The organism is Rhodoblastus sphagnicola, assembly GCF_002937075.1.
Lineage (GTDB): Bacteria > Pseudomonadota > Alphaproteobacteria > Rhizobiales > Beijerinckiaceae > Rhodoblastus > Rhodoblastus sphagnicola.
This window is the reverse complement of the sequence record NZ_NHSJ01000045.1, coordinates 47,418-72,123: the sequence shown is the minus strand read 5'-3', so window position 1 is coordinate 72,123 and position 24,706 is coordinate 47,418. Positions and strand designations below refer to the sequence as shown.

The 24,706-nt window shown below is 62.9% G+C and carries 22 protein-coding genes, 2 tRNA genes and 1 riboswitch; of the genes, 15 read left to right on the top strand and 9 right to left on the bottom strand.

Annotation, left to right across the window (positions count from 1 at the left end; all coding sequences use genetic code 11):
• The first annotated feature begins 408 nt into the window (after positions 1 to 408).
• Positions 409 to 2,055 carry a recombinase family protein gene (locus CCR94_RS07525; RefSeq protein WP_104507260.1) on the top strand — a complete coding sequence of 549 codons (1,647 nt, stop codon included), beginning with the start codon at positions 409 to 411 and terminating at the stop codon, positions 2,053 to 2,055.
• Here CCR94_RS07525 and CCR94_RS07520 read toward each other — a convergent pair.
• Positions 2,026 to 2,102: transfer RNA gene (locus tag CCR94_RS07520), tRNA-Arg, on the bottom strand. The two genes, CCR94_RS07525 and CCR94_RS07520, sit on opposite strands and share 30 nt — an antisense overlap.
• Before the next feature lie 705 nt (positions 2,103 to 2,807).
• Here CCR94_RS07520 and rpmH point away from each other — a divergent pair.
• The 6 genes from rpmH (at position 2,808) to CCR94_RS07490 (ending at position 7,724) form a co-directional block, all read left to right on the top strand.
• Positions 2,808 to 2,942, top strand: coding sequence for a 50S ribosomal protein L34 (gene rpmH, locus CCR94_RS07515; RefSeq protein ID WP_088519659.1), 135 nt, complete (start codon positions 2,808 to 2,810; stop codon positions 2,940 to 2,942).
• 111 nt (positions 2,943 to 3,053) lie between these two features.
• A complete protein-coding gene (gene rnpA / locus CCR94_RS07510) occupies positions 3,054 to 3,401 on the top strand; it encodes a ribonuclease P protein component (protein ID WP_425332320.1) in 348 nt (115 codons plus the stop codon).
• A gap of 2 nt (positions 3,402 to 3,403) precedes the next feature.
• On the top strand, positions 3,404 to 5,215 hold the full coding sequence (yidC, locus tag CCR94_RS07505; RefSeq protein ID WP_104507258.1) for a membrane protein insertase YidC: 1,812 nt from the start codon (positions 3,404 to 3,406) through the stop codon (positions 5,213 to 5,215).
• Positions 5,216 to 5,318: 103 nt separating this feature from the next.
• On the top strand, positions 5,319 to 6,005 hold the full coding sequence (gene yihA / locus CCR94_RS07500) for a ribosome biogenesis GTP-binding protein YihA/YsxC (protein WP_104507267.1): 687 nt from the start codon (positions 5,319 to 5,321) through the stop codon (positions 6,003 to 6,005).
• A gap of 53 nt (positions 6,006 to 6,058) precedes the next feature.
• Positions 6,059 to 6,961, top strand: a complete 903-nt coding sequence (gene argB, locus CCR94_RS07495; protein ID WP_104507257.1) for an acetylglutamate kinase — start codon at positions 6,059 to 6,061, stop codon at positions 6,959 to 6,961.
• A 52-nt stretch (positions 6,962 to 7,013) separates the two neighbouring features.
• Positions 7,014 to 7,724: a pyrimidine 5'-nucleotidase gene (locus CCR94_RS07490; protein ID WP_104507256.1), complete on the top strand. Its 711-nt coding sequence runs from the start codon at positions 7,014 to 7,016 to the stop codon at positions 7,722 to 7,724.
• Positions 7,725 to 8,049: 325 nt separating this feature from the next.
• Here CCR94_RS07490 and CCR94_RS07485 read toward each other — a convergent pair.
• Positions 8,050 to 8,126 (bottom strand) — tRNA-Arg (locus CCR94_RS07485).
• A gap of 106 nt (positions 8,127 to 8,232) precedes the next feature.
• Between CCR94_RS07485 and CCR94_RS07480 the strand changes: the two genes are divergently transcribed.
• Together CCR94_RS07480 and CCR94_RS07475 are read left to right on the top strand one after the other, a co-directional pair.
• Positions 8,233 to 9,036, top strand: coding sequence for a hypothetical protein (locus CCR94_RS07480; protein ID WP_146089888.1), 804 nt, complete (start codon positions 8,233 to 8,235; stop codon positions 9,034 to 9,036).
• Between the two features lie 117 nt (positions 9,037 to 9,153).
• A complete protein-coding gene (locus CCR94_RS07475) occupies positions 9,154 to 10,545 on the top strand; it encodes a M48 family metalloprotease (protein ID WP_244593970.1) in 1,392 nt (463 codons plus the stop codon).
• 197 nt (positions 10,546 to 10,742) lie between these two features.
• On the opposite strand, the gene CCR94_RS07470 is transcribed toward CCR94_RS07475, so the two are convergent.
• Positions 10,743 to 11,837, bottom strand: a complete 1,095-nt coding sequence (locus tag CCR94_RS07470; RefSeq protein WP_104507253.1) for an ATP-dependent DNA helicase — start codon at positions 11,835 to 11,837, stop codon at positions 10,743 to 10,745.
• 127 nt (positions 11,838 to 11,964) lie between these two features.
• Between CCR94_RS07470 and CCR94_RS07465 the strand changes: the two genes are divergently transcribed.
• Positions 11,965 to 12,402 carry an Ohr family peroxiredoxin gene (locus CCR94_RS07465; RefSeq protein WP_104507252.1) on the top strand — a complete coding sequence of 146 codons (438 nt, stop codon included), beginning with the start codon at positions 11,965 to 11,967 and terminating at the stop codon, positions 12,400 to 12,402.
• Between the two features lie 164 nt (positions 12,403 to 12,566).
• Here the strand turns inward: CCR94_RS07465 and rlmN are convergent, their stop codons facing one another.
• The gene (gene rlmN, locus CCR94_RS07460; RefSeq protein WP_104507251.1) at positions 12,567 to 13,781 is read right to left on the bottom strand and encodes a dual-specificity RNA methyltransferase RlmN; all 1,215 of its coding nucleotides are present in this window, start codon (positions 13,779 to 13,781) and stop codon (positions 12,567 to 12,569) included.
• A gap of 100 nt (positions 13,782 to 13,881) precedes the next feature.
• On the opposite strand from rlmN, the gene CCR94_RS07455 reads away from it, so the two are divergent.
• Positions 13,882 to 14,298 carry a ribosomal maturation YjgA family protein gene (locus tag CCR94_RS07455; RefSeq protein ID WP_104507250.1) on the top strand — a complete coding sequence of 139 codons (417 nt, stop codon included), beginning with the start codon at positions 13,882 to 13,884 and terminating at the stop codon, positions 14,296 to 14,298.
• Here CCR94_RS07455 and CCR94_RS07450 read toward each other — a convergent pair.
• The 4 genes from CCR94_RS07450 to CCR94_RS07435 form a co-directional block, all read right to left on the bottom strand.
• Positions 14,278 to 14,961: a tRNA-uridine aminocarboxypropyltransferase gene (locus CCR94_RS07450; protein ID WP_104507249.1), complete on the bottom strand. Its 684-nt coding sequence runs from the start codon at positions 14,959 to 14,961 to the stop codon at positions 14,278 to 14,280. The genes CCR94_RS07455 and CCR94_RS07450 overlap by 21 nt on opposite strands.
• Positions 14,961 to 15,338 carry a glycine cleavage system protein GcvH gene (gcvH, locus tag CCR94_RS07445; protein ID WP_104507248.1) on the bottom strand — a complete coding sequence of 126 codons (378 nt, stop codon included), beginning with the start codon at positions 15,336 to 15,338 and terminating at the stop codon, positions 14,961 to 14,963. Before gcvH ends, CCR94_RS07450 begins: the two co-directional genes overlap by 1 nt.
• 15 nt (positions 15,339 to 15,353) lie before the next feature.
• Positions 15,354 to 16,454 carry a glycine cleavage system aminomethyltransferase GcvT gene (gene gcvT, locus CCR94_RS07440; protein WP_104507247.1) on the bottom strand — a complete coding sequence of 367 codons (1,101 nt, stop codon included), beginning with the start codon at positions 16,452 to 16,454 and terminating at the stop codon, positions 15,354 to 15,356.
• Between the two features lie 143 nt (positions 16,455 to 16,597).
• Positions 16,598 to 16,690: riboswitch (glycine riboswitch) on the bottom strand.
• A gap of 39 nt (positions 16,691 to 16,729) precedes the next feature.
• Positions 16,730 to 17,236 carry an invasion associated locus B family protein gene (locus tag CCR94_RS07435; protein WP_104507246.1) on the bottom strand — a complete coding sequence of 169 codons (507 nt, stop codon included), beginning with the start codon at positions 17,234 to 17,236 and terminating at the stop codon, positions 16,730 to 16,732.
• A 149-nt stretch (positions 17,237 to 17,385) separates the two neighbouring features.
• On the opposite strand from CCR94_RS07435, the gene thrC reads away from it, so the two are divergent.
• The 4 genes from thrC (at position 17,386) to CCR94_RS07415 (ending at position 23,797) form a co-directional block, all read left to right on the top strand.
• Positions 17,386 to 18,804, top strand: coding sequence for a threonine synthase (thrC, locus tag CCR94_RS07430; protein WP_104507245.1), 1,419 nt, complete (start codon positions 17,386 to 17,388; stop codon positions 18,802 to 18,804).
• On the top strand, positions 18,794 to 20,056 hold the full coding sequence (locus tag CCR94_RS07425; protein ID WP_104507244.1) for a M16 family metallopeptidase: 1,263 nt from the start codon (positions 18,794 to 18,796) through the stop codon (positions 20,054 to 20,056). The genes thrC and CCR94_RS07425 overlap by 11 nt, the downstream gene beginning before the upstream one ends.
• A gap of 48 nt (positions 20,057 to 20,104) precedes the next feature.
• On the top strand, positions 20,105 to 20,731 hold the full coding sequence (locus tag CCR94_RS07420) for a GNAT family N-acetyltransferase (protein WP_425332319.1): 627 nt from the start codon (positions 20,105 to 20,107) through the stop codon (positions 20,729 to 20,731).
• Positions 20,732 to 20,896: 165 nt separating this feature from the next.
• Entirely contained in the window at positions 20,897 to 23,797 is a 2,901-nt protein-coding gene (locus tag CCR94_RS07415) for an EAL domain-containing protein (RefSeq protein ID WP_425332318.1), read from the top strand.
• Positions 23,798 to 23,962: 165 nt separating this feature from the next.
• On the opposite strand, the gene CCR94_RS07410 is transcribed toward CCR94_RS07415, so the two are convergent.
• Positions 23,963 to 24,568, bottom strand: a complete 606-nt coding sequence (locus tag CCR94_RS07410) for a YqgE/AlgH family protein (protein ID WP_104507242.1) — start codon at positions 24,566 to 24,568, stop codon at positions 23,963 to 23,965.
• Positions 24,569 to 24,706 lie beyond the last annotated feature (138 nt).

The following is a 24,706-nucleotide window of genomic DNA, read 5'->3' as shown; positions in this document are numbered from 1 at the left end:
GTTAACCGGATAGGCACGCAACAATCGGGCCGATTGCGTTAAGGGAACCAATGAGTTATCCTTTGCGCGTCCGAGATGTTCTAATTTTGCTTCCCAACGGCTTCAGCCTGCTGAAGCCACCAAACCCAACCAAGACACCCTGTTGGCGCGCCATTAATCAAAGCGCCGCTAGAAGCGACGTTGCGTTCCTAAGGACACGCGCACGGCCGCTAGGGTTGTGGCTGTGGGTAGGAAGCGGAATGACAAGAGCGCTGATCGCAAATCCCCTGAACGACGCGTCGAGTCCGAACTCGGCCAACAGCAAGCGATATCGCCACGCGAGATCGAACTGCTTCTGACGTGGTGTGCGGATTGCTTGCCGTCGGCCGAAATGTCGTCGCTCAAGCCGGAAAATGATTTGGATACGCCATGAAAAAATCCCAAGCTTTAGCGGTCAAACGCAGATCGATGGCAATTGGCTATGCCCGTGTCAGCACGACGCGCCAAGCCAAACACGCGATTTCCCTCGACGAACAAAAAGCTAAAATGGGCCATTGGTGTGAGGCGAATGATCGTGATTTGAAACAGGTCTTCGTCGATCGCGGACGCACCGGGCGGCTTGAAGACCGCCAAGAATTTCAACAAATGATAGCCTACGCCTGCGACAGGCAGAACAATGTGGACACAGTAGTCGTATATTCGATCAGCCGCTTTTTCAGGAACCTGCGGCATTATTTGAATTACAAAGCCACCCTGCAAGAGGCCGGCGTCAACCTGGTCTCGGCCACACAAGATTTTCCGGATGGACCGACCGGCACCCTGATGGGTTCAATCATCGCAGCGTTTGATGAACACGCATCCGAGGTGAACGCCGAAACCGTGCGCGACGTCATGGCTGCGAATGCTGAAAATGGTTTCTGGAATGGGGCAGCGGCGCCGTTCGGTTTCAAAACGGTCATCGACAGCGTATATGGAAAGAAAGAAAAGAAGAAGTTAGAACCAGATCTATGCGAATCCGAGGTTGTTGTACTAATTTTCGATTTATATCTTGGCAGACATAAGACGCAGCCTGCTTTGGGCATCAAAGCGATCGCAAAATATCTTAACGAGCGCGAGATCAAGCACCGGGGGGCGGTTTTCCATACCAGCACGATCGAAAAGATTCTCAAGCGCACGGCATATAAGGGTGAACACTGGTACAACAAGACAAACTCCAGAACGAAAGAACTCCGGCCGGAAGATGAGTGGATCAAAATTCCGGTGCAGCCCATCATTGCGCCGGAAACATTCGATGCCGTTCAGCGAAAGCTGCAAGCGTCGCGACCCAGAGAAACCGCACCGCGCGTAGTCAACGGGCCGACTCTTCTGGTTGGATTGGCCAAGTGCGAGCTTTGTGGCGGCGCCATGATGCTGCGGACGGGGAAAGGCGGCCGGTATCGTTACCTGACGTGCGCGAATCAAGCGACACGGGGAAAAGTTCTCTGCCAAGGGCAATCGATCCGAATGGACTTTGTGGACGAAGCCGTTTTGTCCGAAATTGAAGCCCAAGTGCTCAAGCCTGATCGCCTTGCTTTGCTTCTGCGAGAAATTTTCGATCGCACGCAGTCTGGACGAGCCGGCATTGAAGATGAACTAAAGCGAGAAAAAATGCGCGAAGCTGCCGCCGCCTCTCAGCTGAAAAACCTATACGACATGGTCGCGCGCGGAATTACGGATCTCGACGATCCCATTCTGAAGGACAAGATCGATGTCCTTAAGCTGCAAAAGTCCGAAGCGGAAAATGCAGCCGCATCGTTGAAGCTTCGCTTGGCGGCCCAACCCGTCGTTCTGGATGCGATAAAGGTCAAGGAATTTTCGACTGGCGTCCAAAAGCGTCTTCGTGACGCCGACCCCGCATTCCGACGGGAATGGCTCCGTCTCTTCGTCGATGCGGTAATCATCGGCCCCGAGGTCATTCGGATTTTCGGCCCGAAGAAACCACTTCTGGCCGGCGTAGCAGCGGGCGATGCGACTGCTGTGTCGCCGGTGCCCAGCTTTGCACGAGAATGGCGCGCCCGAAGAGATTCGAACTCCTGACCCCTAGATTCGTAGTCTAGTGCTCTATCCAGCTGAGCTACGGGCGCCTTTCGCGGGGCGTTTGGTCACCGCGACAGGGGCGCTGTGTAGCCGCTCTCTTCAGCCTTGGCAAGTGTGCCGACGCGATTTTTTCACGCATCGTTCCCGCGCCATGGCTCGGAAACCCCGTTGACGTGATTGCGCCCACAGGAGGGAGGGCGCGTCCGCCAACCAACCGCTTTCCCGCGCGGCTTGATGGAGCACACAGTTTTATGGTCTGTGTGGCGGAGCGCGCCATAATAATGCGAGCGGAAGCTCCCCGCGCGGGGACACGCATCGGCGGATGCGCGATGCGGTTGGAGCCGCGTGGCTCGTCCGCCGGGAATCAAAGGTCCGCAATGACTCACGCCGCCGCCAAGCCGGCGCCGTTGGCCGCGCAGGGCCATCGCATTTCAGATTTGAGCGAGCATGTCCGAGAGGAAAGAGTCGCTCCAGACTGCTCGTTTGTTTTTCGACGGGTTGAGATTTCGGCGTGGAACTAAATTCCGTATGCGAGTTCTCTGGTTTAGCGCGCCGCCCGCGTTGACTTTCTCCAGGCCTTGCCTCTATAAGGCCGCTCGCGATTTCGGCTTCGCGCCGACGTCGAGGGGTGTTTGTGTCTTGATCCAGGCCAAGTCCTGTTAAAGGCGCAGACACGAACCAGCGAAAGCGCGAAACCTTGAAAAATTTGGCGTCGGCTGGTCCCGGCGCTTCCAGACAATCGGAGCAGACCCGTGAAGCGGACCTATCAACCTTCGAAGATCGTGCGCAAGCGCCGTCATGGTTTTCGCGCCCGCATGGCCACCGTCGGCGGCCGCAAAGTGCTCAACGCCCGCCGCGTGCGCGGCCGCAAGCGCCTCTCGGCCTGAGTTTCGGCGCGTTTTCGCGCCATGTCCCGTCCAGGCGACGGCGAAATGTCATCGCGCCGCCCTTCGGTTCAGGCCGGAGGCGACGCGATTGCTTTGTCGCGCCCCGAACGGATGAAGAAGCGCGCGGACTTCCTCGCCGCCGCCAAGGGCCGCCGCCAGCATCGGCGCGGCTTTCTGCTTCAGGTTCGCGCTCGCGGTGAAGATGAGGGCGTCGGTCCGGCGCCGCGTTTCGGTTTCACCGTCACGAAAAAGACCGGCAATTCCGTTATCCGCAACCGCATCCGTCGCCGCCTGCGCGAAATCGTGCGCCTCCATGCCATTGATGGCGCCAGGGCCGGGATGGACTATGTCCTGGTCGGCCGGATCGAGGCGCTGACCACGGGCTTTGAAGACCTGCGCGGCGAATTCTTGAGCGCCTTGCAGAAAATCCATTCCGCCGAACGCAAGTCAGACCGCTGAACATGCAGAACGATCAAAAAAACATCCTCCTCGCCATGGCGCTGTCGCTGATGGTCATCGTCGGCTGGAACTATTTCTTCGCCACGCCGAAAGTGCAGCAGGCGCGGCAGACCCAGAGCCAGCTCGAACAATTGGGCGCCAAGCCCCAGGCGACCCCGGATCCCGCGGCGCCGACGCCCGAGCCGGGCGCGGCCGCCCCGCAGCAACCCGCTGGCGTGACCCGCGCGGAAGCGCTGGCGGCGAGCCCGCGCATCGTCATCGACACGCAGAAACTGTCCGGAACTCTGGCGCTCAAGGGCGCGCGGCTCGACGATCTGTCGCTTAAGGCGTATCGCGAGACGACCGATCCCAGCAGCCCCAACATCGTGCTGCTGTCTCCTTCGGGCGCGCCGGACGGCTATTTCCTCGACCTCAATTATGTCGCGCCGCGCGGCGCGACGGTCGATCTGCCGAAATCCGATTCCCTGTGGAAGGCCGACGCCGAACGTCTGACCGAGGCGACGCCGGTGACGCTCACCTTCGACAACGGCAAGGGCTTGGTGATCAAGCGCAAGGTTTCGGTCGACGAGAACTATATGTTCACTGTCGCGGACACGCTGGAGAATCATGGCAAAGAGGGCGTGAGCTTCTTTTCCGACGCCTCCGCCACGCGACAGGGTGAGCCCAAGACCTCCGGCTATGCGGTGCTGCACGAGGGCTTCATCGGCGTGATCGGCGCGGAGCAGGCCTCGACCGAGTTGACCTACGCGCAAATCGCCAAGGAAACCAACAAGGCCAAGGTTCTGCCGGTTGACGCCTACGCGACGGGCGGTTGGCTCGGCTTCACCGATAAATATTGGGCCACGGCCATCATTCCCGACGCCGGGCAGAGCTACAAGGGCTGGTTCCGCGAATTCGCCGGCGCCAAGCCGCAATACCAGACCGACGCCTTCGGCGAAGCCAAGACGCTGGCGCCGGGCGAAACCCTGACGCTTTCGACCCGGGTTTTCGCCGGCGCCAAGGAAAGCAAGGTTCTTTCGCACTATCAGAACGATCTCGGCGTCAGCAAGTTCGACATGCTGATCGATTGGGGCTGGTTCCATTTCATCACCCGCCCGATGTTCTGGCTGCTGGAAAACCTGTTCAATCTGGTCGGGAATTTCGGCGTCGCGATCCTGCTCATCACGCTCATCGTCAAGGCTTTGTTCTTCCCGCTGGCGAACAAGTCCTACGCCTCAATGGCCAAGATGAAGGTCATCCAGCCGAAGATGAAGGCGATTCAGGAGCGATTCGCCGACGACAAGCAGAAGCAGCAGGAAGAGATGATGAAGCTCTACCGCACGGAGAAGGTCAATCCGGTCTCGGGTTGCCTCCCGGTGCTGTTGCAGATCCCGGTGTTCTTCTCGCTCTATAAAGTCTTGTTCGTCTCCATCGAAATGCGGCAGGCGCCGTTCTTCGGCTGGATCCAGGATCTGTCGGCGCCCGATCCGACCAATGTGTTCAACCTGTTCGGCCTCCTCGCCGTCGATCCCACCACGCTGCCGGTGTTCGGCCACCTGCTGCATCTCGGCATCTGGCCGCTCATCATGGGCGTGTCGATGTGGGTGCAGATGAAGATGAACCCGGAGCCCGCCGATCCCGTCCAGAAAACCATGTTCGCCTGGATGCCGGTGATCTTCACCTTCATGCTCGGCTCTTTCCCGGCCGGCCTTGTGATCTACTGGACCTGGAACAACTTGCTTTCGGTGTCGCAGCAGGGCCTGATCATGAAACGCGCCGGCGTGAAGATCGAACTGCTGGGCAATTTGCGCAACACCTTCGGCAAAAAGGACTGATGTCTTCCCCTCCCCGCATGCGGGGAGGGGCATCCCCTTGGCAGGAGGTTCATCCGAAAGCGGGCGGCGCCTTTTTCGGAAATCCCGCTTGGATGGCGACCAGATGACAGAACCCGATTCTCCCGACTACGCCGAAATCGGCCGCTGGCTGTTCGCGCAGAATTGCGAATTTCTCTGGGCCGCCGACAAGAGCGACGGGCTGCCGCCGATGGGTCCGCTGGAGATAGCCTTCGCCGGCCGCTCCAATGTGGGAAAATCGTCGCTGCTCAATGCGCTGACCACGCGCAGAACGCTGGCGCGCACCTCGCATACGCCTGGCCGTACGCAAAACCTCAATTTCTTCGACCTCGGCCCCGACGCGCAAAACCCGCTGCTGCGGCTGGTGGACATGCCCGGCTATGGCTATGCGGCGGTCTCCAAGGAAAAGATCGCCAACTGGACCCGGTTGATGAAGGATTTTTTGCGCGGGCGGGCCAGTCTTGCGCGGGTGTTCGTGCTGATCGACGGGCGCCACGGCGTCAAGGACGTGGACCGCGAAATGCTGACCCTGCTGGATCAGGCGGCGCTGTCCTACCAGATCGTTCTGACCAAGCGCGACGAGGTCAAGAAGTCGGCGGTGGAGACCACGCTCGACGAGGCCCGCGCGGTCCTGCGGAAAAATCCCGCCGCGCATCCGGAGGTCATTTTCCTGTCGTCGCATACGGGCGAAGGTGTGAGCGACTTGCGCGAAGCGATCGTGAAGCTCGTTTCCGAACGCGACAGCGAGACTTTTGCCCGCTTGCGCGCTTGAGGCGGGCGGCGGACTCAAGCTAAAAGGCGCCCGCAACCAACAAAGGCGGTATCATGAGCGATCTCCCGACCTCGCAGCCCCTCGACACCGCCGAAGCGGTGAATCAGGCGAGAATCCTGATGCAGGCGCTGCCGCACATGCTGCGCTACGACGAATCGGTGGTGGTGGTGAAATATGGCGGCCACGCCATGGGTGACGAGGAAACCGCGCGCAATTTCGCCCGCGACATGGTCCTGCTGGAGCAATCCGGCGTCAATCCCGTGGTGGTGCACGGCGGCGGCCCGCAGATCGGCGTCATGCTGCAAAAGCTCGGCATCAAGTCCGAATTCGCCGACGGGTTGCGCATCACCGACAAGGCGACGGTGGAAGTGGTGGAAATGGTGCTCGCCGGCTCCATCAACAAGCAGATCGTCGGCTACATCAACAATGAGGGCGGTCACGCGCTCGGCCTGTGCGGCAAGGACGGCAAGCTCGTCACCGCGAAAAAGGTCGAGCGTCCGGCGCAGGACGGCAAGCCGCCGGTCGATTACGGCTTTGTCGGCGAACCCGACAAGGTCGACGCCACCGTGCTCGAGCAGATCCTGGGCCGCGAACTGATCCCGGTGCTGGCGCCGATCGCGCTCGGCGTGGAGGGCGAGACCTTCAATGTCAACGCCGATACGTTCGCCGGCGCCATCGCCGGCGCCATCGCCGCCAAGCGCCTGCTGCTGCTCACCGACGTGCCCGGCGTGCTCGACAAGGACAAGAAGCTGATCAAGCGTCTGACGATCGGCGAAATTCCAGGCCTGATCGCCGACGGCACCATAACCGGCGGCATGATTCCCAAGGTCGAGACCTGCATCTACGCCATTGAGCAGGGGGTGGAAGGCGTGGTCATTCTCGACGGCAAGATTCCCCATGCCGTTCTGATCGAACTTTTCACCGATCACGGCGCGGGCACGCTGATCACGCGGTAATGCGCGGACCAAGCCTCGCACAAACGTCATGCGGCGCCCATATGGGAGTCGCATGACCTTTTCCGTTCCGATCAAGCGCGCGCTTCAGGATTTTCGACAGGTTGAAACCTGGGTGTTCGACCTCGACAACACGCTCTATCCGCCGCACAGCGACCTCTGGCCGAAAATCGACGCGCGCATCACCGCCTATATGGCGGCGCTGCTCGGCCTAGACGGCATGTCCGCGCGCGCCCTGCAAAAACATTATTATCGGGTGTTCGGGACGACGCTTTCCGGCCTGATCCACGAATATCAGGTCGATCCCACCGAGTTTCTAAGATTCGTCCACGACATCGACCGCAGTTCGCTCGACCCCAATCCGGCGTTGGCGGCGGCCATTGAGGCGCTGCCGGGGCGAAAGCTCATCCTCACCAACGGCTCGCACGCCCACGCGCTGGCGACGGCGAAGCAATTGGGCATCGATCACCTGTTCGACGATTGTTTTGCGATCGAGCATGGCGATTTTCTGCCAAAACCGCATTTGCTGACCTACCAGCGGTTTTTCGAGCGCCATGCGGTCGATCCGGCGCGCGCGGCCATGTTTGAAGACATCGTCCACAATCTGGAGGCGCCCCACGCCAGCGGCATGCTGACCGTACTGGTGAAGCCGAAGCACGGCGCCGAGGATTTTCGCGAGGCCTGGGAGAAGCACGAGGGTGTGCCGGCCCATGTGGATTTCGCCACCGACGATCTGGTGGGGTTCTTAGCGAAGATAGTCTCCTGATTTCTTAGAAGATTGCATCCGCGGTTGCTTATTTTTCTTCGAATATACTCACGAACGCGCTCACCAATTGAGGATCATCTGTCCAGAACGTCAGCGATCCCCTCACTTTTCAGGTGATCCCGAAAGCATCGGAAAATGTGCGATTCTCGGGTCGGAGTTGCTGATATCGCTCAACGAGGGGACGGAGTCTGGTGGTCGCTTTTCTTTTTCTCGGGAAGTTGCGTCGAGCAGGCGTGGTGCGTTCCCTAGTTGATCCCAACCAAGGTCAGTAGGTAAAATAATTCCGAACCATCGAACCAGACACCGGCTAACATATTGAAAAGACTGGCGTCCCGGAAGGGATTCGAACCCCTGACCTACGGTTTAGGAAACCGTTGCTCTATCCTGCTGAGCTACCGGGACGCGGGACCGCCGAGGAAACCGACGTCCGATCACGGGTCCACGCTCTACCACAAAATTGTTCCTGGAAAAACATTTCGCGCGGCGGAAGGCGGTTAAGTTTGCGCCCATGCGCTCACTGATCGTTGTCCTCACCTGTTTGATCGCCGGCTCCGCAAGCCCCGCCGCGGGCGCGGCCTGCCCGGATGTGAAGCGCGAGCGCGTCGAGGTCGTTTCCGTCGGCGATCGGTTGGACATTCTCCTTGCCGATGGGCGTCTGATCGCCTTTCCCGCTCTCGAGCCGCCGCGCGCCAGTCCCGCCGAGCCCGAACGCGTCAGGACCACCACAGCGCAGGTTCAGGCGCTGTTGCAAGGCAAGATCGTGTTCTTGCAGCCGCTTGGCGCCGCCGACCGCTGGGGGCGCGTCCCGGCGCGGCTGTTCCTGCCGGACCAGGACGAGCCTGTGGACGAACTCCTCCTCGGCGCGGGTCTGGCGATGCGCGGCGCGGGCGCGGCGCCCTGCGAGGATGACGCGCGCGCGGCCGAAAACGCTGCGCGCGACGCCGCGCTCGGCCTGTGGGCCGATCCGGCCTTCGCTGTGCTCGCGGCGGACCGGCCGCAAGATTTCGCCGGACGTGACGGCGTCCTGGCCGTCGTCGAGGGGCGAATCGCCTCCATCGGCCGCACGCCGCCGCGCACTTACCTGAATTTCGGCGCATGGGGCGGTTTCCATGCCTCCATCGCCAAGCGCAATTGGCCGGCTTTCGAGCGCGCCGGCTTTTCCGAAGCGAATTTACGCGCGGGAAAGCTTCGCCTGCGCGGGATTGTCGATTTGGAGCGCGGACCCCACATGGAATTGTTCCATCCCGAGCAAATCGAGTTTATGGATGAGCCGCCGCGCGACGCGGCGAAAGCGTCCGATCGGAAATTTTGACGGCCCAGAATTCTTGACGGCTCAAGCCCGAAACAGGCGAAAGAGGACATGGCGGCGAAGCTAAGGCAGGCGTGGCGAATTTCCGGCCTTGGGTCATCCCTTGCAACGCTTCTGTTGGTGTCCGGATGTTCGACGCTGGAGCGTCAGGGCGTGGTCGGAGCGGTCGAAACGCCGGCTCCGGCGCCGCCCAAACCCACGGTGGTCGATACCGCCGAGCGCAAGAAGCTGATCGCCCTGTTCGGCGGCGAATATCGCTGGCCGAAGGCGGAAAATTATCTGAACGACGTGCTGAACAAGCTGGCGCGGTCCAGCGACACGCCGAACCAGCCCTATCGCGTCACCATCCTCAACTCAGGCGTCATCAACGCCTTCGCCCTGCCGTCCGGCGATCTGTTCGTCACCAGGGGCATGTTGGCGCTGGCCAACGATACGGCGGAGATCGCCGCCGTGATGGCGCATGAGATTGGTCATGTCACCGCCCGCCACGCCTTTCTGCGCGCCGAGCAGGAAAAAACCGCTCAGGTGATCACGCGCGCGGCGACGGTGATCCAGAACCGGCAGAAGGGCGAACAGGTCGAGACCACCTCAGCCCTGTCCCTGGCCGGATTTTCCCGCCAGCAGGAGCTGGAGGCGGACCGGATCGGCATCAGGGCGGCGGCGCGCGCGGGCTACGACCCGTTCGGCGCCGCGCGGTTCCTCAATTCGCTGGAGCGCGCGTCCGAACTGCGCAATGAAATGACCGGCCAAAAGAGCGACAAGCCCGATCTGCTTTCCACCCATCCCTCGACCCCGGAGCGCATCTCGGCGGCGCTCGGAGAGGCGCGGCAGATCGGCGCGCCCGGCATTGGCGAGGCGGCGCGCGCGCCCTATCTCGCCGCCCTCGACGGGATGACTTTTGGCGATGACCCCAAGGACGGGGCCATCTCCGGGCGCCGCTTCGTCCATCCGCGTCTGGGTTTCGCCTTCGAGGCGCCCGAGGGTTTCGCACTGGAAAATTCCCATGCGGCGGTGCTGGGCGTCGCCAATGGCGGCGCCGAAGCCCTGCGGCTTGACAGCGTGCGCGCCCCCGAGGGCAAGAGTCTCAGCGACTATCTGACCTCCGGCTGGATCGACGGTTTGCTGTCCTCCACCATCGAAACCGGCCAGGTCAACGGCCTCCCGGCCGTCTTCGCCGACGCGCGCGCCGGCGAATGGAATTTCAGGGTCGCCGTGATCGCGTATCGCGACGATCTCTACCGCATCATTTTCGCCGTGAAGGCGCTGACGCCGGAAGCGCGGCAGAACTTCACCACCTCGATCGGAAGTTTTCGCGCCCTGGCGCCGGAGGAGATCAAGACCGCCTCGGCCTTGCGCCTGCGCATCGTCGCCGCGGGCGCGCGGGACACGCTCGCCACGCTGGCGGCGCGAATGGCGGTTGGCGATCACGCTGTCGAGCAGTTCGAGATGCTCAACGAGATTGCCGAGGCCGGGGTGAAGCCCGGAGACGTCTGCAAGATCGTAGCCAACTGAGCGACGGACGGCGCGCGAGCCAAACACATCGTTAAAATCAGCGCGAACAATCGGCCTGATCGGGTTGGGGTTCGATTCCTGGCGGGCGCGCCATTCCTGAACAACAGAGAGAACCGCAGGCGCAGGTGCAAGAGGCTCGTTGGCAAGCAAGTTCATTTCAAACAGCGAACCGCCGGCTTTAGCCTGCGGTTCTTGTTTCAGATCACGACCGTCAGGCTTTTGGCCGCTCGGGTGACCCCGGTGTAGAGCCAGCGCTCGCGGTTCTCGCGAAAAGCGTAGCTTTCGTCAAACAGCACGACATCATCCCATTGCGAACCCTGCGCCTTATGGACGGTGAGCGCGTAGCCATAGTCGAATTCGTCGGACTCGCGGCGCTGCGCATAGGGCAGGGTTTCTTCCGTCCCCTCGAAGAAGGACGGGAGCACGCCGACCCTGATGGGTTTTGCACTCGGCGTTTCCTCGGGAATGAGCGACATGCGCAGGCGCGCCCGCCGCAGTCCCGAAGACTTGTGGACGCGGAACACCGCGCCGTTGAGCAGGCCCTTGGTCTTGTCGTTACGCAGGCAGACCAGCTTTTCGCCCACCTCGGGCGTCGCGGTCTTGAAGCCGAACAATTCGCGCAGACGCTTGTTGTAGGCGCGCCGCGTCTTGTTGAGTCCGACCAGAACCTGATCGGCCTTTTTCACCAGTTCCGCGTCGATCGCCTTGCGCGACACCACCTTTAACGCGCCATAATCGCCAAAATCCAGCCGTTCTCCGGCGCGCACCTGCATGGACAGGCGCACGATGGGATTGTCCGCCGCCTGTCGGTGCACCTCTGTCAGCATCATGTCAGGGGTCTGTTCCGTAAAAAAGCCGCCGCCCTTGATCGGCGGCAATTGCGCGGGATCGCCGAGCACTAAAACTTTCTTGCCGAACGACAGCAGGTCGCGGCCAAGGTCCTCATCGACCATGGAGCATTCGTCGATCACGATCAGGCTGGCCTTGCTGGCGGGCGCGTCCTCGTTAAGGACGAAGCTTGGCTCCTCCGTGTCCATATCCTTGGGGCGATAGATCATGGAATGGATGGTGCGCGCATCGTCGCAGCCCTTCGAGCGCAAAACCAGAGCGGCCTTGCCGGTGAAGGCGCCGAACTGCACGTCGCCATCGACCTGTTCGGCGAGATGCCGCGCGAGCGTGGTCTTGCCGGTTCCGGCATAGCCGAACAACCGGAAAACCTGCGGCGATCCTGAGTCCTCGACCCATTCCGCCACCGCCTTCAATGCCTTTTCCTGCTGCGCCGACCACGCCATCAAAACCTCTCGAAAGCGGAACTTTTATAGAACATCGACATGAAAGGAAAGGCTACAGCGTGACATTGACGAAACCCGCGACGTGGTAAAGCGTTATCCGCACAGTCTCAGCCGGAGAGGAACGCCTATGTCCAAAATAAAATCGCTGGAATCCGCCACAGCCACCTCCACCGGAGGCCGCAACGGCCATTCCGAAACCGACGATGGCTCGGTCTCGGTCGATCTCTCCGTGCGCAAAGGCATGGGCGGGCCGGGCAAACCGGGCACGACCACGCCGGAACACCTGTTCGCGGCGGGCTATGCCGCCTGCTTCGGCGGCGCGGTGGATTTTGTTGCTTCGCAGCACAAGGTGAAAATTCCCGACGCCAAAGTGACCTGCAAGGTCGATGTCGGCCCGCGCGACGCCGGCGGTTTTGGCATTGCGGTCAAGATCAAGGTCGAGTCCGCAAGCGTTCCGACCGAAGAGTTGCGCAAAATCGTTGAAGAGGCGCACGAAAAGGTGTGCCCTTACAGCCACGCGACTCGGGGCAACATTCCGTTTGAGCTGGAGGTTGTGGGGGCGTGACCGCTCCAACCGCGGACCGCCCTCGTCCTTCGAGACGTCTGCTGCGCAGGCTCCTCAGGATGAGGGCTAATATATTGTTTCGACTTAAAGAAAATCTTGGTGGTGAGGGGCCGCGATAGCGGCGTCTCGAACCATGGCCCCGGTACGAATGGCTGACGGCTGTTTTACTCCAGTTCCGCCGCCAGCCTTGCTCTTGCCCGCAGCTTTTCCGTCTCGCTCTTCAACTGCCCGCAAGCCGCCAGAATATCGCGGCCGCGCGGCGTCCGCACCGGCGAAGCGTAGCCGGCATTGAAAACGATGTCGGAAAATTTCTCGATCGTCTCCCAGTCCGAGCACTCATAGGGCGCGCCGGGCCAGGGATTGAACGGGATCAGATTGATTTTCGCCGGTATCCCCTTGAGCAGCCGCACCAGTTCGCGCGCCTCGGCGGGGGAATCGTTCACGCCCTTGAGCATGACATATTCAAAGGTGATGCGCCGGGCGTTGGAGGCGCCGGGATAGTCGCGGCAGGCCTGAAGCAACTGCTTGATCGGATATTTCTTGTTGAGCGGCACCAGCTTGTCGCGCAACTCGTCGCGCACCGCATGGAGCGAAATGGCCAGCGCCGCGCCGGCCTCCTCGCCGAGCCGCTCGATTTCCGGCACGACGCCGGAGGTCGAGACGGTGATGCGGCGTTTCGACAGCGACAGGCCGTCGCCGTCGGACAGAATTTCCACGGCGTCGCGAACATTTTCAAAATTATACAGCGGCTCGCCCATGCCCATGAACACGATGTTGGACACGGCGCGCGCGCCCTCCCCCGAGGGGATCAGGCCGTCGTCGTCCGGACGCGTCAGGCCGGTGAAATCGCCCAGGCGCTCACGCGCGACAATGAGTTGCCCGACAATTTCCTGCGTCGTGAGGTTGCGCACCAGCTTTTGCGTGCCGGTATGGCAAAAGGTGCAGTTGAGCGTGCAGCCGACCTGGCTTGAAACGCACAAAGTGCCCCGGTCGCTCTCGGGAATGTAAACGCACTCCACTTCCGCGCCCTTGTCGAGCGCGTCCACCGGCGGCATGCGGATCAGCCACTTGCGGGTGCCGTCGGCGGACACCTGCTCTTCCGCCACCACCGGCCGCGCCAGCGTAAAATGCTCGGCGAGTTTTGCGCGCATCACTTTTGACACATTCAGCATGGCGTCGAATTCGCGGACGCCGTGGAAATACATCCAGTGCCAGAGTTGCGCCACGCGCATGCGGATTTCGCGCTCGGGCGTCCCGATGCCGCGCAGGGATTCGGCCAGCCGGGCGCGGGTCAGGCCGACCAGCGAGGGTTTTGTGTTCGGCGAAAAAATTTCCGTGGCGACCGGGCCTTGCGGCGCGGCCTCGTCGATCCGCTCCATGCGGAATCCCTGTATTTCGAGGAAGAATTGCGCGCTTGTACCACGAAACGGCCGCATGCAAAACCTTGCGCGATTCAGCGCCATCGACCACTAAAGGACCATGACCGTCTCGATTCCACTCAAACGCACGCTCGCCCTGGCCTTGATCATCGCCGGGGGCGTCGTCCTGCGCGCCTACGGCCACAAATACGGCGTCCCCGCCTTTTGGGTCAAATATGGCGGCTCGGCGCTGTGGGCGGCGATGTATTTCTTTTTCTTCGCGCTGCTGCTGCGCTCCCGCCCGCGCGCGCAGGTGCTTTATATCGCCGCCCTGATCTGCGCGCTGATCGAGTTTGTAAAACTGGTCCATACGCCGGCCCTGGACGTGTTCCGCATGACCGCGACCGGCGCCTGGACCCTCGGCCGGGTGTTCTCCGCATGGAATTTTGTCGCCTATGCCGCGGGCCTCGCCGGCGCCTATGGGCTGGATCGGGTGTTGGGGCCAGCGGAAAAAAAATCAGGCGGCCGGCGACGCTGACTTCTTTTTTTCCGGCGCGACGAGTCCGTCGGCAAGGGCGGCGCGATATTTGTCGAGCATCAGCCCGAAATCTTTCAGCAGCGCCGTCTCGATCTCCGGCTTGCCATCGAGCCGGCTGACCGCCAGCGCGGCGGCCTCCAGCGTGGACAAAGCCTCGCGGCGCGGTTCGCGGCGCAGATTGCCATAAAGCGATTTCGCGCGCGGATTCAGCGCCAGGCGCCGCGCCTTCAAGACCCAGGGATTGCGCCACCACAGGGTTTTCGCCTGGCTCCACGAGCCGTCGAACACCACGACGCCTCTCAGGCCCTTCAGCGCAGTGTCCTGGTTGTCCAGAGCGGCGCCCTTCTTGTCCAAAACCACCAGTTCGCGGTCGCGCGGCAGGTCGGCGGCCCGCGTCGCCCCCAGAAACAGAATCCCCCATTGGCTCGGGTCCGCGTCGCGGCCCAGCGCCTTGGCGAGGCTCGGCCAGGACAGGCCGACTTTTACGACGCAATTGCTCAAGCCGCGCTCGGTGACGCGCGCGGTGCCGAGCAGCCGATCCTGCTCCTGCGGGTGTTGCAGGATCAGCAGGCTGGTGCGCGTCTTGACCGGGGAAACCTCGGCGCAGACGCACAAGAAGTCCGGCTTGGCGCAATGGGGGCAGACGGGGGTGTCTTCAATCATCAGGCGAGCGATTCCAAATGGGCCTTGTAGGCGGCCTCGTCGAGCAACGCGTCGAGTTCGGCGGGATTGCCGATCTTGACCTTGTAGAACCAGCCCGCGCCCTGCGCGTCCTCGTTGACGAGGGCCGGGTTCTCCTCCAGCGCCTTGTTGACTTCCACCACTTCGCCGGCGATCGGCGCGAACACGTCGCTGGCCGCCTTGACCGATTCGACCACGCCGGCCTGATCGCCGGGTTTTGTGACCTTGCCGATTTCGGGGAGTTCGACAAAGACCACGTCGCCAAGCTGGCCTTGCGCGAAATCGGTGATGCCGACCGCGCCGATGTCGCCCTCGACGACAATATATTCGTGATCCTTGGTGAACAGGATTTTGGTCATGGAAGGCTCCTGTTGTCAGCGCTGATAGCGGTTGGGAACAAAGGGAAGGGTTTTGACGTGGGCCGGTAGGGGTTTGCCGCGCACGATCAGCGACAGCGGCGTTCCCGGCGCGGCGCATTTTGGCGCGACATAGCCCATGGCGATGGGCCTGCTCAAGCTGGGCGAAAACCCGCCGGAGGTGACGCGGCCGACAATCGCGCCGGTTGAGTCAACGATCTCCGCGCCCTCGCGCGCGGGCGCCTTGCCGTCGAGAATCAGCCCGACGCGAAGACGCGCCACGCCCTGGCCAAGTTCCCGCTGGACGCGCGCGGCGCCGGGAAAACCGCCTTGTTCGCGGCGGCGTTTCGAGATCGACCAGTTCAGGCCGGCCTCGATCGGGCTGGTGGTCGCATCAATGTCGTGGCCGTAAAGGCACAGGCCGGCTTCGAGCCGCAGCGAATCGCGGGCGCCCAGGCCGATGGCCTGCACTTCCTCTTCAGCCAGCAGGCTTTCGGCGAGATTTTCAGCGAAATCGGCGGGAATCGAGATTTCAAACCCGTCCTCGCCGGTATAGCCGGAGCGGCTGACGAACAGGGTCTCGCCGCGCCAGACGAAATCCTGTTGCGCCATGAATTTTAGCGCGGAGACGCCGGGGATGTGGCGCTCCAGCGCCCGCGCGGCCAAAGGCCCTTGCAACGCGAGCAGGGCGCGGTCTTGCAGAATTTCCAGTTTCAGATCGGGCAGGTTGGCTTGCAGGAGGGAAAAGTCCTGGGTCTTGCAGGCGGCGTTGACGACCAGAAACAGCTTGTCGCCGGCCTCATCCAGCTTCGTCACCATCAGATCGTCCAAAATGCCGCCGTCCGCGTTGGTGAACTGGCTGTAGCGGATTCTTTTGCACGCGAGGCCCTGGAGGTCGCCGGGCAGCAGGGTTTCCAGCCGCGCGGCCGCGCCGGGGCCGCTGACAAAAGCCTGCCCCATGTGAGAGACGTCGAACAGGCCGGCGTTTTCGCGGGTCCAAAGATGTTCGGCGATGATGCCGGCGGGATAGTTCACCGGCAGGTCGTAGCCGGCGAAGGCGACCATGCGACCGCCAAGGCCGAGGTGCAGCGCGTGCAAGGGAGTGGGCGAAGCGATCATGCGGACATCCTAAAGCGATTCTGCGGAAAACCCCTCCGCGTCTCGCCCCCTCTGTCTCGCAGACCTGAAAGATTTCCCCGGATTTTTTGCCGGGTTACCCTCGTCGGTGGACAGACGAAACGTCCGTCTCTTTCCAGAGCGTCATCTCTCGCGCGGTCCTTTGGGCCTGAGCGTTTCCGGGGCGGTTGCGCCTTCGGCGTCAGCTTTTTACGGCTGAACTCTTCCGCGGAGTTTTTTACTGACTTGGATCAAGTCGCCCGAAACGGCGTCCCAAGTCAAGGCAGCTTTTCGAAACCGTCTTTAAAACCGGTCAGCGTGAGCGGGATGCCGATGCCCTCCTCCGGGGTCTGGAAGATGATGAAGGTGCCGGTGGTCCCGGCGCGCATCTGGTCGAGCAGTTTGTCGTCCATCACCACTTCCGCGACGCAACCGGAGGGCAGGCAGCGCACGAAGCCGGCGCGGCCAATGTCGGTCTGGTCCACTTTCAGGCCAAGGCCGGAAGGCAGCAGCACGCCCAAGGGGGCGATCACGCGCAACAGCTTGCTCTTGCCGTCGGCCGTCTTCAGCACGATCACCACGAGATTGACGTTAGGCTTGTCGTCGGCGGCGACGCTCTGCATCAACGCGCATTGTTCGCGCGCGGCGCCCGGCGGCGTCTCGCAGCGCATTTCCCAATCGCCGAACTTGCCCTTGGCCACGCCCTGGGCGCTCGCGGGGGCGGCAAGGCCCAGAAGCAGGCCGAACGCCAGCAGGACAGCCCGGAACATGTTTTCGCGCGCCATGACGACTCCAGAAATCTAGGGCGGCGCAGCAAGGGAGCCGCCTTCAGGCGGGACAGGCCTAGCAAACAGGCGGGGCGTGTTCAAGCCAAAGCCTTGGATTTCGCCGCGCAAGCGTCTAAAGGTGCGGCGACAGCAGCGGATCGAGAACCTTGACCTATATTTCCACGCGCGGACAGGCGCCCGTAAGAACGTTCACCGAAGCCCTGCTCGCCGGGCTCGCGCCCGACGGCGGCCTCTATGTGCCGGAGAAAATGCCGACCCTGTCGGCCGAGGTTTTGCGCGGTTTCGCGGGAAAACCCTATGTCGATGTGGCGCAGGCGGTGATTTCGCCCTTTCTCGACGGCGGCCTCGCCCCGGCCGAATTCCGCGCCATGCTGGAGGGCGCCTATAAAACCTTCCGCCACAAGGCGGTGACGCCGCTGGCGCAGATTGACGACAATCTGTTCGTGCTGGAGCTGTTCCACGGGCCGACGCTGGCTTTCAAGGACGTCGCCATGCAACTGCTCGCCCGTCTCATGGACAAGGCGCTGAAAGCGCAGGGGCGCCGCGCAACCATCGTCGGCGCCACCTCGGGCGACACCGGCGCCGCGGCCATCGAGGCGTTTCGCGGCCTCGATCAAGTCGATGTCTTCATCCTCTACCCGCACGGCCGCGTGTCCGACGTGCAGCGCAAGCAGATGACGACCGTGGCCGACGCCAACATCCACGCCATCGCGCTGGAAGGCACGTTCGACGACGCCCAGGCCATGCTCAAGACCTTTTTCCGCAATGCGCCGCTGCGCGAGGAATTGGGGCTGTCCGGGGTCAATTCCATCAATTTCGCCCGCGTCGTGGCGCAGATGGTGTATTATTTCACCGCCGCCGCCGTGCTCGGCGGTCCCGGCCGCGAAATCTCGTTCACGGTGCCGACCGGCAATTTCGGCGACATTCTCGCCGGCCATATGGCGAGGCGGATGGGCCTGCCGGTGTCAAAACTGGTGGTCGCCACCAATTCCAACGACATTCTGGCGCGCGCGCTGGAAACCGGACGCTATGAGGTGCGCGGCGTCCACGCCACCCAATCGCCCTCGATGGACATTCAGGTGTCCTCCAATTTCGAGCGCCTGCTGTTCGACGCGGTGGGGCGCGACGCTTCCGTGCTTCGCGGCTTGATGGCGAGCCTTGACCAGTCCGGCGCCTTCGACATTCCCGCCCCGGCGCTGGCCGCGATCCGCCAAAATTTCGCCGCCGGGTCCGCCAGCGAGGCCGACACGGCGCAAGAGATCGCCCGCACCTATCGCGAATGCGATTATATTCTGGACCCCCACACGGCGGTCGCTGTCCATGTGGCGCGAGAGCATCTGGCGCGCGATCCCAAAACCCCCATGGTCGCGCTGGGCACGGCGCATCCCGCCAAATTCCCCGACGCGGTCAAGGCGGCGATTGGCGTGTCCGCGCCCTTGCCCGCCCATCTCGCCGACCTGTTCTCACGCCGTGAAAAGTTCGACATTTTGCCCAATGATTCGGAAAAGATCGCCGGTTTCATCAAATCCCGCGCCCGCGCCGTGACCCAAAAACATGGCGGTTGAAACCACCGAACTTCCCGGCGGCCTGCGCGTCGTCACCGACGCCATGCCCGGCCTTGAGACCGCTTCGCTGGGGGTCTATTTCGCGGCGGGGTCGCGCCATGAGAGCGTGGCCGAGCATGGCCTGTCGCATCTGCTCGAACATATGGCCTTCAAGGGCACAGCGCGGCGCGACGCCCGCGCCATCGCCGAATCCATCGAAAATGTCGGCGGCGACCTCAACGCCGCGACATCAGTCGAAAACACCGCCTATTACGCGAAGGTTTTGCGCGAGGATTGCGGGCTGGCGATGGACGTGCTGGCCGACATTCTCACGCGGAGCCTGTTTGACGCCAAGGAGCTGGAGCGGGAAAAGCAGGTGATCCTGCAAGAAATCGCCGCCATGCAGGATTCGCCGGAAGAACTGGTGTTCGACCTGTTCAACGCCGCCGCCTTCCCGGACCAGCCGATCGGACGTCCGATCCTCGGCACGGCGAAGGGGGTGAAGGCTTTCTCGCGCGGGACGATCCAGGCCTATCTCGACCGTCACTACACCGCGAAAAATTGCGTGATCGCCGCCGCGGGCGCGGTCGATCACGCCGCGATCCGCGCCCATGCCGAATCCCTGTTCGCCACCTTGCCGGGTCACGATGCGTCCCCGCTCGCGCCCGCGAACTATCTCGGCGGCGAGATCCTCGTCTCCAAGAAGCTGGAGCAGACCCAGGTCGTGATCGGCTTTGCCGGCCTGTCCTATGCCGACCCGTCCAATTACGCGGCGCATATTTTCGCCAATGCTGTGGGCGGCGGCATGGCCTCGCCGCTGTTCCAGGAGGTGCGGGAAAAGCGCGGCCTCGCTTATGGCGTGTCGGCCTTCCACTGGTCGTTCCTCGACGCGGGCCTGTTCGGCTTTGAAGCCGGCGCCAATGCCGGCGACGTGCGCGAACTCATCGCGGTCGGCGTGGACGTTCTGGGGGAGGCGGCACAATCCCTAAGCGAAACCGACATGCTCAGAGCCAAGGCGCAGACCAAGGTCGCCCTGCTCACCGCGCTGGAAAGCTCGTCGTCGCGCGCCGAACAGATCGCGCGGCAGACCATGATTTTTGGACGCGTTCTTTCCCAGGCCGAGGTCATCGGGAAAATCGACGCGCTGACGCTGGAGGCTGTGCGCGCGGCCGGCGCATCCCTGCTGCGCACGCCGCCAACCGTCGCCATTCTCGGCGCGGTGAAGAAGCCCGTGACGACGGGAGACATAGCCGCGCGCCTCGCGGGCGTGTAGATTAACCGGGGACGAGATGGCGTTCCGTCGTCGCGCCAAAAAGAACAAATGCCTTCGCAGCCGCCCGTTATGAGCTTTTTCACGCTGTCGCGCCGCAAGCCCGCCGAACAGGTCATCCCTGGCGAGGGGGTCTATCTGCGCCCCGCCATGAACAGGGATTTCGAGTGCTGGCGCGACTTGCGCGCCGACAGCCGGGCGTTCCTGAAACCCTGGGAGCCGCGCTGGCCCGCCGACGATCTCAGCCGCGCCGGTTTTCGCCGCCGCTTGCTGCGTCAGGACCGCGACCGTCAGGACGATCAGGCCTATTCCTTCCTGCTGTTCCGCGAACAGGACCACGCGCTGCTCGGCGGCCTGACGCTTGGCAATATCAGGCGCGGCGTCGCCCAGTGCGCCACGCTCGGCTATTGGATGGGCGAGGCCTTCGCCGGCCAGGGCTATATGTCCAAAGGCGTCCACGCGGCCTTGCGCCACGCTTTCACCGACTTGCGGCTGCACCGGGTCGAGGCCGCCTGCGCGCCGCACAACGAACGCTCCCGGCGCCTGCTGGAGCGGCTCGGATTCCAGCATGAGGGCTTCGCCCGCGCCTACCTGCTGATCGACAGCGCCTGGCAGGACCACCTCCTGTTTGGCTTGCTCGAAAGCGACTTCCTCGGCTCCGCGCCGCCCGACCGTTAAAAATCGACAGAAAATAGCAATGAATCCGGCGCCTTTTGCTCAGCGCCTCTGGACGCGGAGGCCCATCGCTTCTAAGGCTAAGCTGGACACACATTCGACACGAACAAGGCGCAGGCGTTCCGCCCCGCCCCGCCCTACAATGGCTAAACCCTCGCTCAAGGTCACGTGCGCCTGTTTCGTCTGGTTCTCCTGCTCATTCTTCCTGTTGTCGCGTGGCTGACCGTCTCCGTTCCGGCGGGAGCGGTGGAATCCGTGCGCGTGCCGCCCGACGCCCAGGCGATCGATCTGACGCACTGGGTCGAGAACTATTCCAACCAGGGCGACCGCATCCAGGTTTCCACCGCGCCGGGCTCGGACGGCATCGTCCGTCGCATCGAGGTTCACGCGCGCGAACAGGGCGCGCGTCCGTCCTGGATCGTGTTCGCCCTGACCAACGACACCGACGAGCAGATGGAGCGCCTGATCGTCGCCCCGCATTATCGCCTCGTCAATTCAGGCGTGATCTGGCCCGACCTGGGCGCCGAGCGCATCGCCGAAATCACCGCGTCGCAGGGCATAGCGCCGGAAAAGCAGGACATGGCCGACGCCGATGTGTTCCGGCTGACGCTCGATCCGGGCGCCACGGTCACTTATGTCGCCGAGCTGAAGACGCCGAAACTGCCGCAGCTCTATTTATGGGAGCCCGAGGCCTACAAGGACAAGACCACCGGGCTGATGCTCTACAAGGGCATTGTCATCGGCATAGGCGGGCTGCTGGCCCTGTTCCTGACCATCGTTTTCGTCGTCAAGGGCGCGGTGATCTTCCCCGCCGCCGCCGCTCTGGCCTGGGCGGTGCTGGCCTATGTCTGCATCGATTTCGGTTTCTGGTCCAAGGTGTTCGGAACCGAGGCCAATGCCGACCGCATCTGGCGCGCCGGCGCCGAAACCGTGCTGGCGGCCACGCTGGTGGTGTTCCTGTTCGCCTATCTCAACCTGAGCCGCTGGCATGTCCGCGCCTCGCAACTCGCGGGCGTCTGGATCGTCTTCCTGCTGGCGCTGGCCGGGCTCGCCGTTTACGACGCGCCGGTCGCGGCCGGCGTGGCCCGCATTTCGCTCGCCACCATAGCCGGGGTCGGCTTCATTCTGGTGGTCTATCTCGCCACCCACGGCGTCGAGCGCGCGGTCATGCTGATCCCGACCTGGCTGCTGCTGATGGTCTGGGTGTCGGCGGCGGGTTTCACCGTCAATGGCGCGATCAACAACGATCTGGCCTCGCCGGCTCTGCTCGGGGGCCTGGTGCTGCTGGTCATGCTGATCGGCTTCACCATCATGCAAAGCGCCTTCGCCTCCGGGGGCGTCGCCCATGGCGCCATCACCGACGTCGAGCGCAAGGCGCTGGCTCTGACCGGCGCCAACGAAATCATCTTCGACTGGGACGTGATCGCCGACCTGATCTATGTCAGCTCCGAGATCGAGGAGCAGTTGGGCCTGGGCCGGGGCGCCCTGGAAGGGTCGGCGTCGTCCTGGATCAATGTGCTGCATCCGCAGGACCGCGACCGTTACCGCGCCTGCCTCGACACGGTGATCGCGCAAAGGCGCGGACGGCTGGCCCAGGATTTCCGCCTTCACGCCGCCGATGGCCATTATTTCTGGTTCCGGCTGCGCGCCCGTCCCGTGGTCGGGCCGGACGGGCAGGTGGTGCGGTTGGTGGGCACGCTGGCCGATGTCACCGACCAGAAGAACGCCCTCGAACGCCTGCTGCACGATTCCGTCCACGACAATCTGACGGGCCTGCCGAATCGCGAAATCTTCTTCGACCGGCTCGACATGTCGCTGACTCTTGCCGAGAGCCAGGACAGCCAGGGCCAGCAGGGTCATCGCCCCACCGTGGTGTGCATCGACATCGACCGGTTCAAGAAGATCAACGATTCCGTCGGGGTCTCCGCCGGCGATTCCATCCTGCTCACCGTGGCGCGCCGGCTTGGCCGCCTGCTACAGCCACGCGACACGCTGGCGCGCATTTCCAACGATCTGTTCGCGGTCATTCTGGTCTCGGAGGATCAGACCGAGGCCATTGTCGCGCTCGCCGAACGCATCCGCCGCACCCTGTCCACCCCGGTGACTTTTGCGAACCGGGAAATCGGCCTTTCCGTATCCATCGGCATCGCGCTTTACGATCCGCAATGGCATCCCAAGCGCGAGGACATGCTCAAGGACGCCGAAATCGCCATGCGCTACGCCAAGCGCGACGGCGGCGGCCGCATCGAGGTGTTCCGCCCGTCCATGCGCTCGCAGACCTCCAACCAGCAGGCGCTGGAGAGCGAATTGCGCCGCGCCATCGACCGCGACGAAATCAAGCTCTGCTTCCTGCCGGTCGTGCGCTTGCAGGATCGCACCGTCGCGGGTTTTGAGACGCTGTTGCGCTGGCAACATCCGCGCATCGGCAAGATCGAGCAGGCGGACTTTTTGCCGCTGGCCGAGGAAACCGGCCTGACCGTGGATCTCAGCCTGTTCGTGTTGCAGCGCGCCGCGCGCGAACTCGCCGCCTGGCAGCGGGCGCTGGTGGTCGATCCTCCGATCTTCGTCACCGTCAACATTTCGTCGCGGCAGCTCCTGCGCAACGATCTGGTCACCGACGTGAAAAATGTCCTGACCCGCGCCCATGTCGCGCCCAACTCCTTCCGGCTGGAGCTGAGCGAAATGCTGGCGATGGAAAATCCCGAATTCTCCGTCCAATTGATGAACCGGCTGAAAGAGGTCGGCGCGGGCCTGTCGCTGGACGATTTCGGCTCCGGCTATTCGTCGCTGGCCTATTTGCAGCGCTTCCCGTTCGATTCCATCAAGATCGACCGCGCCTTCGTGCGCCAGGACGGCGGCGGCGACCGCGCGGTGATGCTGCGCTCCATCGTGTCGCTGGCCCATGATTTCGGCATGGACGTGATCGCGGAAGGCGCGGAGAGCGAGTCCGACGTGATCGAACTGTCGCAGATCGGCTGCGAATATGCGGAAGGTTTTGCTTTCGGCCAGCCGCTCAGCGGCGCCGACGCGCGCAAACTGGTCGGCGCGGCGGCCGAACCAGTGGCTTGAGGCGCCGCGAATCCTTGCCGCCGCCACAATCCCCTCACCCAGAGGAGGCCCCGCGAACTCCCGTCTCGAAGGGAGAATTCTCTTTGGATCCGGTTACCTGTGGACCGCCCTCCTGGTTCGAGACGGAGGCCGCGCCTCCTCCTCGCCATGAGGGCTAATGGGAAATCATGCGTGCCCGGCCTGCTCCGACAAAAAGCCGAGATTGACCCCGATGGCGTGCAGCGCCCGCTCATATTTGGTTTCGTGGTCCTGGTCGAACAACAGGTCGGGGTCCGCCGGAACGATCATCCAGCTATTGGCCAGGATTTCGCTCTCCAACTGCCCCGCCGACCAGCCGGCATAGCCAAGCGCCAGCACCGCCTGGCGCGGACCCTCGTTCAGCGCCATGGCGCGCAAAATGTCCAGCGTCGCCGTCAGGCAGACGTCCCGGTCGATGGGGAGCGTCGTCTCGCCGCCTTTATAATCGGCGGAATGGAGCACGAAGCCGCGCGTGGTTTCCACCGGACCGCCGTTCAACACCCGCATCACCTCCAGGTCGGGGCTGAGGCGGGCGTGGCCGGGCGTCTCGATCACCTTGAGCTGCAGCAGCAGCTCGCGCAGGCTCACGCCGGGCGAGGGATGATTGAGGATCAATCCCATGGCGCCGTCCTCGGAATGCGCGCAGATATAGACCACCGCACGCTCGAAAATCTGCTCCCGCAGGGTCGGCATGGCCACGAGACATTGCCCGTCCAGGAATTTTTTGCCAATCGTACCGGTCACGTCGTGCATCCCATCGAGCGGCGCGGCGGAGTGAACGCAAACTTTCGCAAGACCATGCGAAAACAAGGACTTCTATTCTGAATGCGGCCGAATCGCGATCCAGAACGGCCGTGCGGCCCCGCAACTTTCCTGAAAGAGCATGCTAAA

Coding starts and splice junctions, on each gene's coding strand:
- CCR94_RS07470 (WP_104507253.1), bottom strand. CDS start 11,837: ATGGCGTGGTCGGCGCAGCAGGAAAAGGCATTGAAGGCGGTGGCGGAA.
- CCR94_RS07490 (WP_104507256.1), top strand. CDS start 7,014: ATGACCTTTTCCGTTCCGATCAAGCGCGCGCTTCAGGATTTTCGACAG.
- CCR94_RS07410 (WP_104507242.1), bottom strand. CDS start 24,568: ATGCACGACGTGACCGGTACGATTGGCAAAAAATTCCTGGACGGGCAA.
- CCR94_RS07425 (WP_104507244.1), top strand. CDS start 18,794: ATGGCGGTTGAAACCACCGAACTTCCCGGCGGCCTGCGCGTCGTCACC.
- gcvH (WP_104507248.1), bottom strand. CDS start 15,338: ATGACCAAAATCCTGTTCACCAAGGATCACGAATATATTGTCGTCGAG.
- CCR94_RS07525 (WP_104507260.1), top strand. CDS start 409: ATGAAAAAATCCCAAGCTTTAGCGGTCAAACGCAGATCGATGGCAATT.
- CCR94_RS07420 (WP_425332319.1), top strand. CDS start 20,105: ATGCCTTCGCAGCCGCCCGTTATGAGCTTTTTCACGCTGTCGCGCCGC.
- yihA (WP_104507267.1), top strand. CDS start 5,319: ATGACAGAACCCGATTCTCCCGACTACGCCGAAATCGGCCGCTGGCTG.
- yidC (WP_104507258.1), top strand. CDS start 3,404: ATGCAGAACGATCAAAAAAACATCCTCCTCGCCATGGCGCTGTCGCTG.
- argB (WP_104507257.1), top strand. CDS start 6,059: ATGAGCGATCTCCCGACCTCGCAGCCCCTCGACACCGCCGAAGCGGTG.
- CCR94_RS07480 (WP_146089888.1), top strand. CDS start 8,233: ATGCGCTCACTGATCGTTGTCCTCACCTGTTTGATCGCCGGCTCCGCA.
- rnpA (WP_425332320.1), top strand. CDS start 3,054: ATGAAGAAGCGCGCGGACTTCCTCGCCGCCGCCAAGGGCCGCCGCCAG.
- CCR94_RS07450 (WP_104507249.1), bottom strand. CDS start 14,961: ATGATTGAAGACACCCCCGTCTGCCCCCATTGCGCCAAGCCGGACTTC.
- gcvT (WP_104507247.1), bottom strand. CDS start 16,454: ATGATCGCTTCGCCCACTCCCTTGCACGCGCTGCACCTCGGCCTTGGC.
- CCR94_RS07435 (WP_104507246.1), bottom strand. CDS start 17,236: ATGGCGCGCGAAAACATGTTCCGGGCTGTCCTGCTGGCGTTCGGCCTG.
- CCR94_RS07465 (WP_104507252.1), top strand. CDS start 11,965: ATGTCCAAAATAAAATCGCTGGAATCCGCCACAGCCACCTCCACCGGA.
- rlmN (WP_104507251.1), bottom strand. CDS start 13,781: ATGGAGCGGATCGACGAGGCCGCGCCGCAAGGCCCGGTCGCCACGGAA.
- CCR94_RS07455 (WP_104507250.1), top strand. CDS start 13,882: ATGACCGTCTCGATTCCACTCAAACGCACGCTCGCCCTGGCCTTGATC.